General features: G+C 26.0%; 20 protein-coding genes and 3 pseudogenes. 1 reads left to right on the forward strand and 22 read right to left on the reverse strand.

Annotated features, from left to right (window positions below):
* Positions 1-38: 38 nt before the first annotated feature.
* From ACUN06_RS06955 to ACUN06_RS07010, 12 genes and pseudogenes are all read right to left on the reverse strand, one after another.
* Positions 39-2,168, reverse strand: a complete 2,130-nt coding sequence (locus ACUN06_RS06955) for a tetratricopeptide repeat protein (RefSeq protein WP_449389527.1) — start codon at positions 2,166-2,168, stop codon at positions 39-41.
* Positions 2,169-2,483: 315 nt separating this feature from the next.
* Positions 2,484-2,987, reverse strand: a complete 504-nt coding sequence (locus tag ACUN06_RS06960; RefSeq protein WP_294128079.1) for a GNAT family N-acetyltransferase — start codon at positions 2,985-2,987, stop codon at positions 2,484-2,486.
* Between the two features lie 165 nt (positions 2,988-3,152).
* Positions 3,153-3,305 (reverse strand): FeoB-associated Cys-rich membrane protein, encoded by a 153-nt coding sequence (locus ACUN06_RS06965; protein WP_294127888.1) that lies wholly within the window; start codon positions 3,303-3,305, stop codon positions 3,153-3,155.
* 42 nt (positions 3,306-3,347) lie between these two features.
* Positions 3,348-5,492 carry a ferrous iron transport protein B gene (gene feoB, locus ACUN06_RS06970; RefSeq protein WP_449389528.1) on the reverse strand — a complete coding sequence of 715 codons (2,145 nt, stop codon included), beginning with the start codon at positions 5,490-5,492 and terminating at the stop codon, positions 3,348-3,350.
* Between the two features lie 23 nt (positions 5,493-5,515).
* Entirely contained in the window at positions 5,516-5,737 is a 222-nt protein-coding gene (locus ACUN06_RS06975) for a FeoA family protein (RefSeq protein ID WP_294367918.1), read from the reverse strand.
* Positions 5,738-5,748: 11 nt separating this feature from the next.
* Positions 5,749-5,958 (reverse strand): FeoA family protein, encoded by a 210-nt coding sequence (locus tag ACUN06_RS06980; protein ID WP_294367913.1) that lies wholly within the window; start codon positions 5,956-5,958, stop codon positions 5,749-5,751.
* A gap of 222 nt (positions 5,959-6,180) precedes the next feature.
* Positions 6,181-7,014: an aldo/keto reductase gene (locus tag ACUN06_RS06985; RefSeq protein WP_449389529.1), complete on the reverse strand. Its 834-nt coding sequence runs from the start codon at positions 7,012-7,014 to the stop codon at positions 6,181-6,183.
* A 13-nt stretch (positions 7,015-7,027) separates the two neighbouring features.
* On the reverse strand, positions 7,028-7,699 hold the full coding sequence (gene rpiA / locus ACUN06_RS06990) for a ribose 5-phosphate isomerase A (protein ID WP_449389530.1): 672 nt from the start codon (positions 7,697-7,699) through the stop codon (positions 7,028-7,030).
* Positions 7,700-7,716: 17 nt separating this feature from the next.
* Positions 7,717-7,851, reverse strand: a pseudogene (locus tag ACUN06_RS06995) (MurR/RpiR family transcriptional regulator); the annotation flags it as partial.
* A 183-nt stretch (positions 7,852-8,034) separates the two neighbouring features.
* Positions 8,035-11,693: pseudogene (metH, locus tag ACUN06_RS07000) on the reverse strand (methionine synthase).
* Between the two features lie 206 nt (positions 11,694-11,899).
* On the reverse strand, positions 11,900-12,079 hold the full coding sequence (locus ACUN06_RS07005; RefSeq protein WP_291734026.1) for a hypothetical protein: 180 nt from the start codon (positions 12,077-12,079) through the stop codon (positions 11,900-11,902).
* A gap of 245 nt (positions 12,080-12,324) precedes the next feature.
* Complete coding sequence (locus ACUN06_RS07010; RefSeq protein ID WP_331891719.1) at positions 12,325-12,726, reverse strand: C-GCAxxG-C-C family protein; 402 nt, start codon at positions 12,724-12,726, stop codon at positions 12,325-12,327.
* Between the two features lie 191 nt (positions 12,727-12,917).
* On the opposite strand from ACUN06_RS07010, the gene ACUN06_RS07015 reads away from it, so the two are divergent.
* Entirely contained in the window at positions 12,918-13,898 is a 981-nt protein-coding gene (locus ACUN06_RS07015; protein ID WP_294162697.1) for a biotin--[acetyl-CoA-carboxylase] ligase, read from the forward strand.
* A 104-nt stretch (positions 13,899-14,002) separates the two neighbouring features.
* On the opposite strand, the pseudogene ACUN06_RS07020 reads toward ACUN06_RS07015, so the two are convergent.
* The 10 genes and pseudogenes from ACUN06_RS07020 to ribD all read right to left on the reverse strand — a co-directional run.
* Positions 14,003-14,138: pseudogene (locus tag ACUN06_RS07020) on the reverse strand (nitronate monooxygenase); the annotation flags it as partial.
* A gap of 104 nt (positions 14,139-14,242) precedes the next feature.
* Positions 14,243-14,695, reverse strand: a complete 453-nt coding sequence (locus ACUN06_RS07025) for a sensor histidine kinase (RefSeq protein ID WP_294162696.1) — start codon at positions 14,693-14,695, stop codon at positions 14,243-14,245.
* Positions 14,696-14,914: 219 nt separating this feature from the next.
* The gene (locus tag ACUN06_RS07030; protein ID WP_294162695.1) at positions 14,915-15,184 is read right to left on the reverse strand and encodes a response regulator; all 270 of its coding nucleotides are present in this window, start codon (positions 15,182-15,184) and stop codon (positions 14,915-14,917) included.
* A gap of 1 nt (position 15,185) precedes the next feature.
* Positions 15,186-15,608 carry a hypothetical protein gene (locus ACUN06_RS07035; RefSeq protein ID WP_294162694.1) on the reverse strand — a complete coding sequence of 141 codons (423 nt, stop codon included), beginning with the start codon at positions 15,606-15,608 and terminating at the stop codon, positions 15,186-15,188.
* Between the two features lie 12 nt (positions 15,609-15,620).
* Positions 15,621-15,830, reverse strand: a complete 210-nt coding sequence (locus tag ACUN06_RS07040; protein WP_294162693.1) for a hypothetical protein — start codon at positions 15,828-15,830, stop codon at positions 15,621-15,623.
* Between the two features lie 176 nt (positions 15,831-16,006).
* Complete coding sequence (locus ACUN06_RS07045; protein ID WP_294126160.1) at positions 16,007-16,654, reverse strand: HAD family hydrolase; 648 nt, start codon at positions 16,652-16,654, stop codon at positions 16,007-16,009.
* A 3-nt stretch (positions 16,655-16,657) separates the two neighbouring features.
* Positions 16,658-17,119, reverse strand: coding sequence for a 6,7-dimethyl-8-ribityllumazine synthase (gene ribH / locus ACUN06_RS07050; protein WP_294126161.1), 462 nt, complete (start codon positions 17,117-17,119; stop codon positions 16,658-16,660).
* 18 nt (positions 17,120-17,137) lie between these two features.
* A complete protein-coding gene (locus tag ACUN06_RS07055; protein ID WP_294162691.1) occupies positions 17,138-18,340 on the reverse strand; it encodes a bifunctional 3,4-dihydroxy-2-butanone-4-phosphate synthase/GTP cyclohydrolase II in 1,203 nt (400 codons plus the stop codon).
* Between the two features lie 20 nt (positions 18,341-18,360).
* Positions 18,361-19,017: a riboflavin synthase gene (locus ACUN06_RS07060; protein ID WP_294162689.1), complete on the reverse strand. Its 657-nt coding sequence runs from the start codon at positions 19,015-19,017 to the stop codon at positions 18,361-18,363.
* A gap of 11 nt (positions 19,018-19,028) precedes the next feature.
* The gene (ribD, locus tag ACUN06_RS07065; RefSeq protein WP_294126163.1) at positions 19,029-20,111 is read right to left on the reverse strand and encodes a bifunctional diaminohydroxyphosphoribosylaminopyrimidine deaminase/5-amino-6-(5-phosphoribosylamino)uracil reductase RibD; all 1,083 of its coding nucleotides are present in this window, start codon (positions 20,109-20,111) and stop codon (positions 19,029-19,031) included.
* Positions 20,112-20,283: the final 172 nt, after the last annotated feature.

A 20,283-nucleotide genomic window follows, 5' to 3' on the forward strand; every position in this document is an offset into this window, starting at 1 on the left:
CCCCCTTGATAAGAAAATAATATTTTTCAAATTATAATTCATGTTAATTTTAATAACTCTTCTTTTGCATTTGGATAATTTGGATTTATCTTTAAAAGTTTATTTAAATAAATTTTTGCTATTTTAAATTCACCCATTTCTTTATAAATACAAGCACAATTAAAATATATAAATTCAATATTTCCATTATTATTTAATAAGTGAAAATAATCATTTAATGATAATTCATATTGGTAACAACATTTATAAATATAAGCTCGTAAATAATAATTATCCAAATCATTTTTATCTAAACAAATTGCTTCATTTATTAATTCTAAAGCACTATTAAAATTCTCCTTATTTAATTCACTTATTGCTAATTCATAAAACGCCTTACTTTTAATAAAATCTAATTCAGGAGTATTTTCTTGTAAATTTAATAATAAAGACTTTATAGTTCTTTCAGCTTCTTCACTTTTATTTAAATTACGTAGAGCTCTTGCTTTATATAACATAATTTCATTATCATGTATTTCTAACTTATTAACATAATCAATAATCTCAATAACTTTTTCATTTTCATTGTATTCTAATAATACTTTTATTTTTATTAAATAAGGATTGCTATAATAAGGATAAATTTTAATTGATGTATTTGCACAATCAAAAGCTTCTTTAAGAAGTCCTAGATTAAATAATGATTCGGCTCTATAATCATAAATTAAATAATCATTACTACATATCTTTAATCCTTCTTCTGTTAATTCAAAGCATTCTTTATATTTACCTAATTTAATTAATACATCACATTTACAATTAATATAATATATATTATCTTTATTTATATATAATGTTTTATTATAAAAATATATTGCATCTTCATATTTTTTAGTTTTTGTATAAGTTCTTCCAATCTTATTATATATATTGGCTAATTCACTTTTATCAATAATTTCACTAAAATTTTCTATTAATAAATAATAGTAACTTAAAGCAATATCATAATCTTTCATTTCAAAATATGAACTACCTAAAAGAATATTCTTTTGTATTGTTGTATACTGATCATTTGAGTGCAAATTAATAATTATTTTAATAGCTTCTTTATATTTTGAACTTTCATAATAGCACCACCCTAATTGTATTTTTAAAGCATCATCGTAGGGATTTTTCTTAACTAGATTTTCAAGCCTTATTATTAATATTTGATTTATATAAGAAAGCCTATTTCTTATATAATTATCATATTTATCAACATCAATTAAATCTATAAACAGTTCCTTAGATTTTTCAAGTTTACCTTCTTCAAGCCATACATCAGCAAGACCAAGCTTACAGTTTAAGTTATCTGGTGAAATATTAAGGCACATTTTATATAAATTTTCTGCAATTTCATAATTTTTTTCAGCCCATTCTATTTCAGCCATAGTATAAACAATTAATAAATCATTAGGGTATTCCTTTATTAGCTTACTACATATCTTTCTACTATTAATTAAATCTCCAAAATTTATAAAACAACGTGCTTCAAGCAATTCTAAATATGGATGATAAATTTTCAATTCTTTAATTTTAATTAAATTTTCTTTTATTTTTTCAATATTATTATTATTCAAATACTCTCTAGTTTCAAAATATAAGTAAATCCAGGTATCGTAATCCTTATTACATTCTATTTTGAATAAATAATAATTTAAAATATCTTCATGATCAATTTTATATATTATATAGTCTATATACTTTGATTGAAACTTTTCATATAATTCATTTTTATTTTCTTTAATATTAAAATAAGATTCAATTAAACTCCAAATACTATGTGGAATATTTATATTTTCTGATAAAAATAAAAGTAACTTTTCACAAGCTTCACTATTAGTATCTAAGGAAATGCAAACATCAGCATTTAGTATTTCAGTCCATTTTTTTACATCTATTCGCAGTGAAAAATTATCATATATATTTTTAACCTTTTCTAGCCATAAATCTAACGAAGTATTCTTTTTAATATCATTATTTTCATTAGTTTCAGTGTATTTAATAGCTTCTTCATATGCAGTTCTCAAATTTTTAAAATCTTCTGGATTATCTTCTGGATTAACTGAAGTTAATATATTGTAATAAGCTGATTTAATCAATGATTTATCTTTTGTCTTATCTATTTTTAAGATATTCCAAATATTCATTCTACCCCCCTAGTTTAATATACTAATAATAATTATTATATCATAACTGGTAAAATTTTACTCAAACTACTTTATCTTAATAAAAAAACTTACCATGAATTTAGAGGGCACTGAAAAAGTGCCTTTTATTTTTGTCTAAATTACATGGTAAAAAATGAGAACCCTTAGAAGCGATTCTAAGGGTTCTCTATTAACTTTTTAGACATATTTGACCTCTGAAATTTTCCTAAAATTTTGATATTTACTCAATAATTTTAGTTTTTCAGTGGCTTCTGAATTTATGATAAGTTTTTTATTAAATATTTAAAATTTAATTTATATAATTTTTTCAAAAGCTATTCTTTTACTTCCGTCTTTTAAATTAATAATTCCACAATATTCAAAATCACATTTATTAAGTAATTTTTGCATAGAAATATTATCTTTATGTGTATCCACTCTTATACTATGTATATTTTTATTTAATGAAAATTCTTCTATTTTATTCATAAATATTTTAGATAATCCTAATCCCTTATAAGTATTATCTACAGCAATTCTATGTATAGTTGTATAGTTAGAATTAGTAAGCCATTGTCCTTCATAAATATTATTATAAGTTTCTTCACCATCAAATATAATTACTGCTGTTGCAACAATATCATTATCTTTTATCATTACATAGTTATTTCCATTTAAAATATCAGAATTTATAGTATCAATGTTTGGATAGTTATTTTGCCATTGATCTATACCTTGATTTTTAAAGTATTCTTGGGCTTGCTTAATAATTTTCATTATATTATTTACATCACTTTTTACAGCCTTTCTAATTTCCATTACAATTCCTCTATGTTATTTTTTTTATATAATTATATACAAAATTGGGATGTCGCATTAAGAATAAATCCTACAATATATTATATTAATTTTTATTTTTTAAAACAATATATTGTGTATAAAAGTTTTAGTGCAACAGCCCCATTTTGTTAGAAAGTGTAATAGTTATTTTTTGATTTCTAATTTATTATAACAATATTTTTTATCTGAGCATCCTGGACAACCACTACAGTTGCCAGTCTTATTCCTTTTTATTATGTGACGAATTGCTAATACTAATAATATTAAAATAATACTGCCAATAATATAATTTACCATACTATCACTTCCTTATATAATCATAATTAATAAATAAATTAATTAATGAGCATTACTTAATTGTTTTTCACTTTTAACATCTTTTCCTGATAGTACTGCAAGTGAAATTGCAATTATTGCTACTAAGATTGAGCCAATTGCACCAAATAAACTTCCAGTACCAGCAATAAAGCTTCCAACTTGATTAATTATTAATGCAACTATATATGAAGTTAATGTTTGGAAACCTATAGTAATCCACATCCATTTCCAAGATCCCATTTCTCTTTTAATAGCACCAATTGCAGCAAAACAAGGAGCATTAAGAATATTAAATGCAATGAAAGCAAATCCACTAGCTGCTGTAAACATTGTTTTAACTTGAGCCATTAATGCTGGAGTGTCTTCTGCAGCTTCAGCAATACCAAATAAAACACCAAATGTTCCAACAACATTTTCTTTTGCAACTAAACCAGATAAAGTAGCAACAGCTGATTGCCAATTTCCAAATCCAAGTGGAGTAAATAATGGAGCAATAACTTTTCCAATGCTTGCAAGTATGCTATCTTGAGCATCTACCATTTGTAATGACCAGCTAAATGAACTTGTAAACCAAATTACTGCACAAGCAACAAATATTATTGTACCAGCTTTTATTATAAATGCTTTTGCTCTATCCCACATATGAATTAATACACCCTTAAGACTTGGTATATGATATTGAGGAAGTTCCATTACGAATGGAGCAGGTTCACCTTTAAATACTTTTGTTTTATTTAAAATTATTCCACATATTATTATCATGAATATTCCTAGAAAATAAACACAAGGTGCTACCCAAGATGCTCCACCAAAAATTGCACCTGTAAATAGTGCAATTATAGGAATTTTAGCACCACAAGGTATGAAAGTTGTAAGCATTATTGTAATTCTTCTATCTTTATCATTTTCCATTGTACGAGTAGCCATTATACCTGGAACTCCACATCCTGAACTAATAAGTACTGGAATAAATGATTTTCCTGAAAGGCCAAATTTACGGAAAATTCTATCCATTATAAATGCAATTCTTGCCATATATCCACAGTCTTCTAATAATGATAATAAGAAAAATAATAACATTATTTGAGGAACAAATCCTAATACAGCACCAACACCACCAATTATTCCATCATTTATTAAACCTTGAAGCCAAGGAGCAGTTCCTATTTTTTCAAGAAAAGCCGCTACATTTTCACCTATTATTTCTCCAAATAAAGTATCATTTGTCCAATCTGTAAGAATTCCACCTAAAGAACTTACTGCAATATAATAAACGCCCCACATTATTAATGCAAAGATAGGTAATGCAAGTATACGGTTAGTAACTACCTTATCAATCTTATCTGAAAGGGTATGTTTTGAATTATCTTTTTTCTTTATAATTTTTGATACTATTGATCCTATAAATTCATATCTTTCAGCAGTTATGATACCTTCTGCATCATCATCAAATTCTTTTTCACATTTAGACACTATATTTTCAATTCTATTCATTGTTTCACTTGGAATATTAATTTTTTCAATTAACTTGCTATCTCTTTCAAATAATTTTACTGCTAACCATTGTTCATTAGCATCTATTTGATTTAAATTTGAAGAATGAATTAAACTTTTAATTTCATCTAATGCAGATTTTACTTCATTAGAAAAATTCATATTAAATTTATTAGAATTTTTATTTTTAGAAATTTCTATTGCTTTTAATGCTACTTCTTTAGTACCAGTACCTTTTAATGCGCTTGTTTTAACTACTGGGCATCCCAAAATTTGAGATATTTTTTCAAGATTAATAACGTCTCCTCTTTTTTCTACAACATCTATCATGTTTAATGCAATTACAGTTGGAATACCAAGTTCTAATACTTGAGTAGTTAAATAAAGATTTCTTTCAATATTTGATGAATCAATTATATTTATAATTGCATCAGGCTTTTCATCAAACATAAAATTTCTAGTTACAACTTCTTCTAATGTATATGGTGATAAAGAATATATACCTGGTAAATCAACTATTTCAACATTAGCATGACCTTTTAATTTACCTACTTTTTTTTCAACTGTTACTCCAGGCCAGTTTCCAACATATTGTTTAGCACCTGTAAGGTTATTAAACATTGTAGTTTTACCACAGTTAGGATTACCGGCTAATCCAATTTTTATTGCCATTATTTATTCCCCCTTATTTTAAATTACTCAACTATTACCATTTCTGCATCAAACTTTCTAAGAGTTAATTCATAACCTCTTATATTAATTTCAACAGGATCACCTAATGGAGCAACTTTACGAACATAAATTTCGCTTCCTTTTGTAATTCCCATATCCATAATTCTTCTACGAACAGGACCTTCTCCTTGAATTTTTTTTACTCTTACTGTTTGTCCACATTTAATATCTTTTAATGTAGTCATTTTAAATCCCCCTATACTAGTATTCTGCTAGCCATACTTTTATCTAATGCTATTCTAGCACCTTTAATATTTACTATTAAATTTCCACCTAAATCTGATACTATTGTAACTCCTTCTCCAATAATAAACCCTAAGCTGTTTAGAAATTTTTTTGTTTCTGCATTTCCTGTTATTTTTTTTATAGTTACTTCTTCTCCCACTTTAGATAAAATTAAAGACATATAAACACCTCTTTTATTGATAATGATTATCATTTCTTATATTTACTATTATATACAATTAAAGCAAAATGTAAATAGTTTTCTTAAAATTACCAAATAAATTTAAAAATAAATCCAAAAATAGTATAAATATCTTTAAAATGTTAATAACAAAACAAAAAAACACATATAATCTTAGTTAAAAGTTTATATGTGTTTCATAATAATTAATTTAAAACAATTTTAATCAAATTTTAAGTAAGTTGTATTTTCAGGAACTCCTGTTATAGAAGCATTATTACCTTCATTTAACATATATATTGATTTCATATCTTCGTTAGAAATTTCAAAATCAAAAACATTTAAATTTTCTTTTATTCTAGTTTTATTTGATGATTTAGGTATAGGAATCACCCCTCTTTGAATATGCCATCTTAATATTACTTGAGCTACAGATTTTTGATATTTTTCAGATAAGTTTAACATTAACTCATTTGTAAATAACTTTCCTCTCATTATTGGGCTCCATGCTATAAGCTGAATATTATTTTCTATACAATAATTTAACATTTCATTTTTAGAACTTTGAGGATGAACTTCAACTTGATTGACCATAGGCATTATTTTAGCTGTTTTCTTTAATTCTTCTAAATGTCCAATTTTAAAGTTACAAACTCCAATAGCTTTTACTTTTCCTGCCTTATAAAGATCTTCAAAAGCTCTCCAAGTTTCAGCATTTAATTTATTAGGCCAATGTATCAAATATAAATCTAAGTACTCAACTTGTAATCTTTTTAAAGAATTATTAAATGCTTCAATAGTCTTATCATAACCATGATCATCATTCCAAAGTTTAGTAACTAAAAATATGTCTTCCCTTTTAACTTTACTTTCTTTTATAGCATTACCAATACCAACTTCATTTCCATAAAATGAAGCAGTATCTATTTGTCTATATCCACATTCTAATGCATATTTTACTATTTCTGCTGTTTCATTATTATCACCAGATTTATATGTTCCAAAACCTATAGATGGTATTTTTATACCATTACTTAATACTTTAAATTTTCCCATAATTTTATATAACCTACCTTTTAACTTCTATTAATCTTATTTTATCTTCACTTGCAACAATAGCTTTTGTTGCTATATTATAAAACAAAGATGTATCTAAAACTCCAACTATATTTTTTAAATTATCATTTAATGATGAAATATCTTTTATATCATATTTATTAAATTCAACATCCATCAAATATAAACCATTATCACTTATAGTAATACCATCTTTTGAAAGACTTGTTCTCATTTTAGGTATTCCCCCTAAGTTTTTAACTTCCTTTTCAACAAAGGCTTTACTTTCTGGAATAATTTCTAATACAATTGGATATTTAAATTCTAATTTTTTTACAACCTTACTTTCATCTACAAGTAAAATATAATCATCTGCCATAGTTGCAATTATTTTTTCATTTGTGTGTATTCCACCACCACTTTTTAAAGCTGTAAGATTTTCATCTACTTCATCACACCCATCAAATGCAACAGATATTTTACTAACTGACCAGGTTGGAATAACTTTTAATCCATTTTCTATACAAAGACTAGCAGTGTTAAAAGATGGTGTTACTACTTCTATGTTTAAACCTGCTTCTTTTATAAAAGATATAAGGTATGAAATAGTACTTCCACCACCTAATCCTATAATTGTATTGTCTTTAATATATCTCAATGCTTCCTTTGCACATTTTTTCTTCATTAATGTCACTCCTATAATTAAATTTTTCTTTCTGCAATAGATTGCTCATGGTTACTTAAATTTTTGTAAACATCAGGTTTTCCTACTGTTAAAAATAAATATAATATTTCTATTACAATCATAGCAGATATTCGTGAAAAATAATATTCATCTATTAAGTCAAGCTTTATGTGGAATAAATGGCTCTATACCACACATATGTGGATCTAATTCTTTTTTCTATCAGATTTTAAATTTTATTACTTAATATAGAATTTTTATAAATAAATCCTACACCAAAACAATAATCCTATTTGAAATTATTATAAATAAAGTAATTATTTCAATTTTAAAATTTATTTATAACTTAATATATTAGGTAATGCTTTTTCTAATTGTTCTAATGATAACCCACATCTATTAGCATAATCTTCTGCTTGATCCTTATCAATAAAATTAGAATTAAAATATCTTGAATCTTCTGATGCAAAATATAAACCACAAACTGACGATACTGGATCCATCATATAACTTTCTGTAAGCTTAACTCCAGTTACCTTTTCTCCATTTAAAAGGTTAAATAATATCTTCATTTGACTTTGATCAATAAGTGATGGATAACCAAATGCAGGTCTTATTCCCCTATAACTAGCTTTAAATATTTCCTTCATTGATAAATTTTCATCCTTTGCATATCCCCAATAATTTTTTCTAATATCTTCATGAAGTTTTTCTGCAAAAGCTTCTGCTAATCTATCACATACAAGTTTTAACATAATTGCATTATATGAATCGCCCTCTGATTCTAATTTTTTAACATATTCATCTGTCTTTAATCCTGTTGTAACTATAAACCCACCTAAATAATCATCTTTATTAATTTCCTTAGGAGCAATAAAATCAGAAAGACATAAATATGGCCCTTTATTCTTCTTTCTTTGTTCTCTAAATAAATTAAATGTTGCAGCTAATGACTTATCCTTATTATAAAGTTCTATATTGTCTCCATTAGAATTAGCTTTAAAGATTCCAAAAACCCCTTTAATATCTACAATATTGTTTTCTTCAATAAAATATAACATCTTATTTGCATCATTAAATATTTTTTTTGCTTCTTTTCCATAAGCAGAATCTTCTAATATATCTGGATATAATTTTTTCATTTCCCATGCTATAAAGAAGAAAGTCCAATCTATATATGGTCTTAAATCAGATACTGTATAATTCATTACCTCTTTAATTCCTATAAAATTAGGCTTAGGAATTTCCCTGTTATTCCAATTTATATTAAATTTATTTTCTCTTGCCTCTTTTAAAGAAACTAATTCACTTTCATAACTATTATAAGTATTTCTTACTTCCTCATATTCTTTTTTTATAGACTTTATATATTCTTTTTTATTCTTACCTAATAATTTTTTAGATATTTCTACAGTTTTAGATGCATCATATCCATAAATAACTGGTCCACTATAATTAGGTTCAATTTTAAGTGCTGTATGTGCTTTTGATGTTGTAGCTCCACCTATTATTAAAGGAATAGTCATTTTTCTCTTTTCCATTTCAGCTGCAATATGACACATTTCATCCAATGAAGGTGTTATAAGACCACTTACTCCAATTATATCAACATTTTCTTTTATTGCTGTTTCTATAATTTTTTCACATGGAACCATTACACCTAAATCTATTATTTCAAAATTATTACAAGCTAAAACTACACCAACAATATTTTTACCAATATCATGGACATCTCCCTTTACAGTTGCTAACAATATTTTCCCAGCACTAGCTGCTTGTCCTTGAGATTTATCTTTTTCAATATATGGCAGCAAATAAGCCACAGCTTTTTTCATAACCCTTGCAGATTTAACTACTTGAGGCAAGAACATCTTTCCATCACCAAATAATTCTCCAATTTTTGTCATACCATCCATTAATGGTCCTTCTATAATAGAAAGTGGCTTTGGATAAGCATTTACTGCTTCTTCTAAATCTTCTTCTAAATATTCCGTAATTCCCTTAACTAAAGCATAGCTTAACTTTTCATTTAAACTTTTTTCTCTCCATAAATTTTTATTAGTTTGAACCTTTGTATTTCCTTGCTTATAATCATCAGCTTTTTCTAATAATTTTTCCGCTGAATTCTTATGCTTATTTAAAACTACATCTTCAACTAACTTTAACAAATCTTTAGGAATATCATCATAAATTTGAATCATTCCAGGATTAACTATTCCCATATCCATTCCAGCTTCAATTGCATGATATAAAAATACAGAATGCATAGCTTCTCTTATTGTGTTATTTCCTCTAAATGAGAAAGATAAATTTGATACCCCACCTGAAACTTTTGCATATGGTAAATTTTCTTTAATCCATTTGGTTGCATTAATATAATCAACTGCATAATTATCATGTTCCTCAATACCAGTTGCTATAGCTAAGATATTAGGATCAAAAATTATATCTTCTGGTGGAAAATTTAATTTATTTACTAATAAATTATAAGCCCTTTTGCAAATGGATATTTTTCTTTCATACGTATCAGCCTGTCCATTTTCATCAAATGCCATTACAATAACAGCAGCACCAAAATCTTTAACTATTTTTGCATGACTTAAAAACTCTTCTTCCCCATTTTTTAAAGAAATAGAATTTACTATTGGTTTTCCTTGAATACTTTTTAAACCAGTTTCAATTACTTCCCATCTTGAGGAATCTATCATAATTGGTCTTGATGATATATCTGGTTCAGCTGCTATAAGTCTTAAAAAATACTCCATTTCCTTTTGACTATCAAGTAAACCATCATCAAAATTTATATCTATGATCTGAGCACCATTTTCAACTTGCTCCTTTGCTATAGACAAGGCCTCTTCATAGTTTTTTTCTCGTATAAGTCTTGCAAACTTTGCAGAACCTGCAACATTAGTTCTTTCTCCTATATTTATAAAATTATTTTCTTTATTACTTCTTATTATTTCTAGTCCACAATAAATGCTTTCTTTTTTTTTTTAGGAATCTTTCTTGGCTCTAATCCTTCAACTGCTTCTGCAATTGCTTTTATATGATCTGGAGTAGTTCCACAGCATCCACCTACAATATTAACATCCTTTTCAAGTGCAAGTTCTCGTATATATCCTGCTGTCATCTTTGGAAGTTCATCATATTCTCCTAAAACATTTGGTAAACCAGCATTAGGATAACAAGATATATACACATCTTCAGTATGAGCTAATTGCTTTATAAAAGGAATCATATCAGCTCCACCAAAAGAACAATTTAAACCAATAGAAATAACATTTTCATTTCTTACTGATTGTGCAAAAGCATCTAATAATTGTCCTGATAATGTTCTACCTGACTTGTCTGTAAGTGTTCCTGAAATCATTATTGGTAAAACTACTTGCTTTTCTTCATAAACTTTATTTGCAGCAACTATAGCAGCTCTACAATTTAATGCATCAAATACAGTTTCTATTAATAAACAGTCTACTCCACCATATATAAGTGCACTTATTTGTTCTTTATATGCATTTACTAAGCTATCAAAAGTTACATTTCTATACCCAGGATTTTCTACATGTGGTGATAATGATGCTGTTTTATTTGTTGGCCCAATAGAACCAGCAACAAACCTTGGTCTATTAGGATTATTTTTAGTAAATTCATCTGCTACTTCTCTTGCTATTTTTGCAGCATTATAATTTAAATCATAAACTAAATTTTCAGTGCCATAATCTTCTTGTGAAATACTTGTAGAATTAAATGAATTTGTTTCAATTATATCTGCACCTGCTTTTAAAAAGCTTTTATGTATTTCTTTAATTACTTCTGGCTTAGTTAATGATAATATATCATTATTCCCCTTTTGATCTTTATGAAAATCTTTAAGTAATTCTCCCCTAAAATCTTTTTCAGTTAAATTATATTTTTGTATACTTGTTCCCATGGCTCCATCAAGAACTAATATTTTTTTTTCTAAAATTTCAATTAAATTACCCCTATTCATTTGCATTTCCTGCCTTTATTTTATAAATGCTTTAGAATATTATACAATTTTTTATAGTTATTTACAACCTTTATTATATTTATTAATTTTTAGTTTATATTTAAAGTAATTTTATGTTTTAAATGACAAATAAAAAGTTAAGGAGTTTTTCAAGTATTTCAACATTAACTTGCTATTTGTCACTTATCCATTATTGATAATTAAGCCTATTTTTTTATTATTGAAAATATTGATGCACTTATAATTCCTATAATTCCCCCAAGTGCAAAAAATAATAAAGTTTCTTTTGCTATAACACCTATTATAATTCCAAGGCCTACACCACAAGTTAACCCTTTTGTTAAATATTTATAATCCTTTTCTGTTAAACTTATTTTTTTCCACAAAATTATTACCCCTTATATTACATATTGCTAAATTATTTCTATATAAAATAGACTTATATATTGCAAAAAAAGTTCTCTATTTTCAAATTTTTTAATATCCTAGTAATTATCAAGCAACATCATTATATGAAACATTTTAAAAAAAGTTCCTTATAAGATACTAATATTTTAAATATAAAATAAATACACCTTAGCCTAAATAAATTAAACTAAAGTGTATTTAAATACAGTTATATAAACTAATTTTATTTACTTATTAATTCCTCAAGAATTTCTGCTGCATCTTCTACACAACCCCTACATGAGCGTAAAACTTTACCTCCCTCTAACCCTTTTAATTCTCTACATATAACAGATGAATTTTTTTCCTTAAACTTCTTTTCTATTTCCTTTAATAAACTCAAGTCTTCTTTTATTGGCTCTGCAGGATTATCTGGATTTATATTTCCATTTAAATAATTAACAATTACATAAGCACCCATTACAGCACCACAAACCTTATATGCACCTCCACTATATCTTCTAACCATATCCTTCATTGTTAATTCATCAACATCTACTAAGTCACAAAATGCACATGCAACAGCTTGAGAACAAGTATATCTATTTTTATGCAATTCAATTGCCTTTTCTTTTCTTAATCCCAATTTTGCCTCATTCCTTTCTTCATAAATAAACTTCATTTAATATTATATATATTTTTTTTATAATTGTAATCTAATAATTTCTTTATAAAATATCTTAGCATTATTACTGTATTAATAAAAAGAGTTTTTTATTATTTTGATTGATAAAATATTTTAATATCAATATAATTTCTTTTAGGAGGTAAATTACTATGTCAAAAAGTAAAGCTGTAAAAACCATTGAAGAAAACAAAAGAAGAACTTTTTTAGCTACTGAAATTACTAAACCTTTAAATTTATCAACAATTTCAATAAGTAAAGCTATAAATCCCTCTAGAAATGATAGTTATACCCTTACTTCAACTACAACCACTAGATATTTTTTGAGTAAAAATAGTGATTTTATTTCAAAAGAGGGAATTACATTATACTTAAATGATGAGTTCAAATATATTGATATTTACACCTATAAAAAAGTAACTTCTACTAATGATATTGCAAAGAAATTAGCATTAAATGGAGCTAAACATGGCACTATTGTAATTTCAGAAGAACAAACTAATGGTAAAGGAAGGCTTGGAAGGTCATTTTATTCACCTGCTAACACTGGAATTTATATGAGTATCATACTTAAGCTATCCTTAACAACAATGGATTCAGTGTTAATTACCACATCATCGGCTGTTGCAATTTGTGATGCAATTGAAAAATTAACGGGTATTAACTGCCAAATTAAATGGATTAATGATATTTATTTAAATGGTAAAAAAATTGCAGGAATACTAGCAGAAACTTCTACTAATTTTGAAAGTAAAACCATTGATTATTTAATTTTAGGTATAGGATTAAATTTTACACAACCTAAAAATGATTTTCCAGAAGAATTAAGAAAAATTGCTTCATCATTATTTGAGCATAATAATAGTACAATTAATCGAAACTTGCTTTGTGCAGAAATTGCAAATAATATTTTAAATATGATTTCTAAAATAGAAAATTATGATTTTATTTCAGAATATAAAAAAAGGAGTATAGTTTTAAATCAAGATATTATATATACTTCTAAAGGAATATCTTTAATTGGAAAAGCAATTGACATAGCTAATGATGGTTCTTTAATTGTAAAAAACTCTGATGGGTCAACTAAAATATTAAATTCTGGAGATATTACAATTAGAAAAGTAAATGAATAAAATATATGCTTCTATAAATTATAGACCCTGTAAAAAACTTTGTGTAAACTGAATAAAATTAATACATAAAAGCTGATTTAAATTAATAAATCAGCTTTTATTGTCTATTTATTTAATTCTCTAATTAATTCTTTAACTGTAATAATTTTATTCAATTTATACGCATTTTCACCACAAAATATAAGCGAATTATTAATATCCCCCTTTTACAACTCTTATTAATGCTCCAGTTATACAATATAGTATAGTTGTCATATCTATCATAAACTCCTCCAATAAATATTACTGGTATCTTTTTTCATACTCTTTAACAATATTAATACATCCAACTTAATACAGCATTTTTAAATATTTAGTATTATTTTATATTCTGTTCCCTTTGTGTTATCAAGCAATTTTATACTTCCACTATGCTTTTCTATAATAGCTTTAGTAATAGCAAGTCCTAACCCAGCCCCCTCTGTTGACGAGCTTCTAGCTTTATCTTCTCTTACAAAAGCCTCAAAGATTTTATCTCTTATTTCTTCATTAATACCTCTTCCATCATCAAAAATCCTTATTTCAATTCTATCATTAAACTTTCGTGATATAACAGATAAAGTTGTATTTTTTTCATTATATTTTATAGCATTATCTATTAAATTACTTATTGCTCTTGTAAATTTAACTTCATCAATATTAACTAAATATTCTTCTTCAGATATATTAAAATCATAATTAAAATCTTTTGCCTCTAGCTCCGGAATATAATAAGCAACAATTTCTCTTAAGACTTCATTTACATCTACATTTTTCATATTTAATTTATAATCCATACTATCTAATAAAGAAAATTCAAATAAATCAGTTATTATTTTAGTTGCTCTCCTTGAATTTATGTTAATTATAGTTAAATATTCTTGTTTTTCTTCTTTATTATTTACATATTGATAACAACGTCTTAATTGAGATGCTACTCTCGCTGTTAACTCAATGGTATTAATTGGTTTAACTATGTAATCATCAGCACCTAATCCTCATGCTAAAACCTTATCACTATCAGTTGACATAGCTGTTATAAAAATTATTGGAATCACAGAAGTTTTTCTTATTTCTTCCATTACAGTTATACCATCTATATTAGGCATCATTATATCTAATAATGCTAAATGAACTTCTTGATTTTTAAAAGCTTCTAAAGTTTCTATTCCATCTTTACATTCAATTACCTCATAACCTTCTTTCTTCATATTTAAAGCTAATAACCTTCTTATATCGTCTTCATCTTCAGCAATTAAAATTTTCATATTATTTATCCTCCAATAATTTTTCCTTAATAGAACAATAATATTCATTAAGTCCATTTATAAACCATATAGGAAAATATTGTTCATTTAAGTTATTATCTTTAAAAAAGTTATCAAGTAAATAATTATAATATAAGTTAAATAATTTTTCTTTAAAACTCATTGACTGTATTACAAATGAATCATCATTTTCTCTTATTTTTGGTAAGTTATTAATAATTTCTCTAAAAACATCTTCAACATTCATATATGTTTTATTATAATACCCAGCCCCATGTCTTTGTGTATCTCCTATGCTCAATCCTTCTTGAAATATTTCTTTATCAAAATCTAACTGAATTGTAAGTTCTTCTTTAGGAATATATCCTAAAATTTCATTTGATTTTACTTCAATTTTATCTAAATATGAAAATAATAAAGGCAAAGCTATTTCAACTTATTCATTATGAAGTATTTTGTAGTTTTTATATAATGTTTCTTTAAAGTTATTTTTATATTCTTTATCTTCAAATTGTGAATAATAAATTTTATTTATTTTATATTTTATAAATTTTTTTCCAGGAGTACTATTAGTATAAGCTATTCCCATCCCTACAATAATAACAAGACTTGTCCCAATTATAATTTTCTTCTTATATTTTATCATTTTTATTATTATCCCCCTAAATATTCAGTATTTTTAATTAAATTTCTTTAATCTTTATCAATTGGTATTGTTAATCTTAATATTAAGATAATATATTATAATTAATCTACTATTATATAAACCTTAAATTTACATTAAATTAGTATCATTGAAAAAAGAGATATAGCTAATAAAAGCTATATCTCTATAATAGATATAATATCCTTAAAATTATCTATAATATAATCAGCATCTTTAAGTTCATTATAATTTCCATAGCCATAACCACACCCAATAGAAAATAAATTATACCTCTTTGCCAATTCTATATCAACAAACCTATCACCAATAACAATAAAATCACCTTGGTACTTCTTCTTAATACACTCAAAAATTTCATACTTAGGTATAAAATTAAAATTTTCACTGCAATAAAAATCTATAAAATACTTATTTAAATTAAATGCTTCTATATGTTTATACATATAGCTAGATTTACAGTTACTTAAAAATATTAACTTATATCCATATTCATTTAATTTATTAAGTGTTTCTATAACACCATTATATAGCTGAGCTTTTCCTTCAGATATATATTTAATCATAGATTCTCCTATAATTGAACTACACTTTTCTTTTTCACACTTTGGCAAATTGGGAATAAATGTATTCCACATATCCTTTGCACTTAGGCCAAGAAATTTACTTATTTCTTGTTCTGAAAACTCTCTTTTCTTTGCATAACCATTATCAACTAAATAATCATAAGCTGTCATAAAAGCAGGTTTATATATTTTTATACTATTATGCAAAGTACCATCGTAATCAAAAATAATGTATTTCATGGACTAAAAACTCTTTAAAAGATTAGCCATTTCAATAGCTGTAACCGCTGCATCATATCCCTTATTGCCTGCCTTAGTACCAGCTCTTTCTATAGCTTGTTCAATACTATCAGTAGTTAAAACACCAAAGATTACTGGTTTTTCTGTTTGAAGTGATACATTTGCAATTCCTTTTGAAACTTCTGTACAAACATAAGCAAAATGAGGTGTTGCTCCTTTTATAACTGCTCCTAAGCAAATTACTACATCATACTTATCATTTTTAGCCATTTTTTTTGCTATTAGTGGTATTTCAAATGCTCCTGGAACCCATGCAATATCTATATTATTTTCTTCTACTCCATGCCTCTTTAAACCATCTAAGGCTCCACCTAATAACTTTGATACTATAAATTCATTAAATCTTCCTACTACAATTCCAACTTTAAGCCCTTGTGTTACTAAGTTTCCTTCTAATATTCTCATTTCTTATTCCTCCTAATTTTAAAGCATATGTCCAAGCTTTTCTTTTTTAGTTTGTAAGTAAAATTCATTTTTCTCATTGTGATTCATTTGAATTGGAACTCTATTTACAATTTCTATTCCATACATTTCTAATCCATCTATCTTTCTAGGATTATTAGTCATTAATTTCACTTTAGAAACACCTAAATCTTTTAATATTGCAGCTGCAACATCGTAACGTCTAATATCTGCTGGAAAACCTAACATTTCATTAGCTTCTACAGTATCATAGCCCTTATCTTGAAGCGCATAAGCCCTTAATTTATTAATAAGTCCTATACCTCTTCCCTCTTGTCTCATATAGAGTAAAACTCCACTGCCCTCTTCAGCAATTCTCTTCATAGCTGCATCATACTGTTCTCCACAATCACATCTTTTAGAGCCTAGAGCATCTCCCGTTAAACATTCAGAATGTACTCTAGTTAATACTTTAGTATTTTCATTTATTTCTCCCTTAACTAAAGCAACATGATGTTCACCATTTAACTCATTTACAAAGCCAAACATTTTAAAATCACCATATCTAGTTGGCATTTTAATTTCTACTACTCTTTTTACTAAATTTTCTTTTTCCTCTATTTTTCTTCTATACTTAACTAAATCTTTGATTGTAATTATTTTTAAATTATGATCATTTGAAAATTTTATTAAATCTGCTGTCCTAGCCATAGTACCATCATCCTTCATAATCTCACATATAATTCCTGCACCTTTTAATCCGGCAAGTTTAGCTAAATCTACAGCAGCTTCTGTATGTCCATTTCTTTCTAATACTCCCCCTTTTTTAGCTACTAAAGGAAATACATGTCCTGGCCTTCTAAAGTCTTCCGCCTTAGAGTTACAATCTATAACCTTTTGAATTGTAATCGCTCTTTCAAATGCTGATATTCCAGTAGTTGTATCAACATGATCAATAGATACTGTAAAAGCAGTCTCATGATTATCTGTATTTTTATCAACCATTGGTTCTATTTTTAATTTATTTAATCTATTTTCTTCAACAGGCATACAAATAAGCCCACGTCCATACTTAGTCATAAAGTTTATAGCTTCACCTGTAACTTTCTCTGCTGCCATTAATAAATCCCCTTCATTTTCTCTATCAGGATCATCAACAACAATTATAATTTTTCCTTCCTTTATATCTTTAATAGCATCTTCAACCATATTAAATTTATACATAAAACCTTGCTCCTTTCATATTAGAAAAATCCATTTTCTCTTAGAAAATCTTCTGTTAACAATGTGTTCTTTTTGTTTTCTTCCTTTTTTGATAACTCCATAACCTTTTCAACATATTTTGAAATCACATCACATTCAAGATTAACAGTATCACCATTATTCTTAGTTAATAAGGTGGTTTTTTGTGCAGTATGAGGTATTATTGAAACTTTAAATACAGATTTATCTACATATGAAACCGTTAAACTTATACCATCAATTGTTATTGAACCTTTTAAAACTATATATCTTAAAATATCACTTGTAGTTCTTATAGTGACCCAAGTAGAATTATCCTCTTTCATTAATGAAAGAATTTCACCAGTTCCATCTATATGTCCACTTACAATATGACCTCCTAATCTACTTTTTAAAGTTAATGCTCTTTCTAAATTAACTTTACTTCCTACTTGTAAATCTCCTAAATTACTTCTCCTTAGTGTTTCAGCCATAACATCAGCTTCAAAACTATTTATCTTTAAATCTGTTACAGTAAGACATACCCCATTAGTACAAATACTATCTCCTATCTTTGTATTTTCTAAAACCTTATTTGATTTTATTAATAATTTTGAAGATTTAACACCTTTTTTTATTTCCTGTATAACACCTAATTCTTCAATTATACCTGTAAACATATAATCATCTCCTAACCTATATATCCTTCAACTAAGATATCTTCATCTACAATATTGGCAGTAATATCTTTCAATTTAAATGCATCATTTAATTTATCTATTCCTATGCCACCTACTGGTGTCTTGGAAAATTCTCCTCCTATAATTTTAGGGGATATATAAATCATTACTTTATCAACTATATTTTCTTCTAAAGCAGAATAATTAAGAGTTCCTCCTCCTTCTAATAAAATACTATCTATATTTAATTCTCCAAGCTTTTTAATAAGAGCATTTAAATTAACTTGTCCATTTTTTTCTTCTATAATCAACACCTTAATATTCTTTTTTAATAACTCTTGCATATTTTTCATATTTGCTCTTTTTGTGGTTGCTATTATTGTTTTATTGTCGTTATTTTGTAATACTTTAGAATTCATAGGTATTCTTAATATACTATCAACAATAATTCTTATTGGATTACTTCCATTTTGTATTCTACAAGTTAATTCTGGATCATCTTTAATTACAGTATTTACTCCTACCATAATTCCAGAAAGCTTATTTCTTAAATTATGAACTTGTAATCTTGATTTTTTAGAACTAATCCATTTAGATTCACCAGTTCTTGTTGCTATTTTTCCATCAAGGGACATAGCAGCTTTTAATACTACAAAAGGCTTTTTAGATAATATATATTTTATAAATACTTCATTAAGCTTTTTACATTCATCTTCTAATATACCAACCTTTACTTCTATACCAGCTTTTTTTAATTTATCTACTCCCTTTCCTGCAACTAACGGATTAGGATCAATCATCCCAATAACTACTCGCTTTATATTATTTTCAACTATTTTATCTACACATGGTGGTGTTTTACCGTAATGAGAGCATGGTTCTAAAGTTACATACATAGTAGCTTCACTTGGATCTTCCTTTAAACTTTTAAATGCATTTACTTCAGCATGTCCTTCCCCATATTTTTCATGATAGCCTTCTCCAATTACAATTCCATCCCTTACAATTACAGCTCCAACCATTGGATTTGGATTTACTTTTCCTTCCCCTTTCCTTGCCAATTCAATGGCTAACTGCATAAATTTTTTATCCAAATTTATCACCTCACAATGAAATTAATTTGAATTTAATAAATCATTCAAAAAAAGCCCTGAGATTTTTACTCAGGGCTTAATAATTTGAAATTATTCTTATATTAGTATTTTATTTACAATCAATTCAATAAAAAATATTTAATAAATATAACTATAAAAATAAAATTTATAA

This window comes from Clostridium sp. ETTB3 (assembly GCF_053571985.1).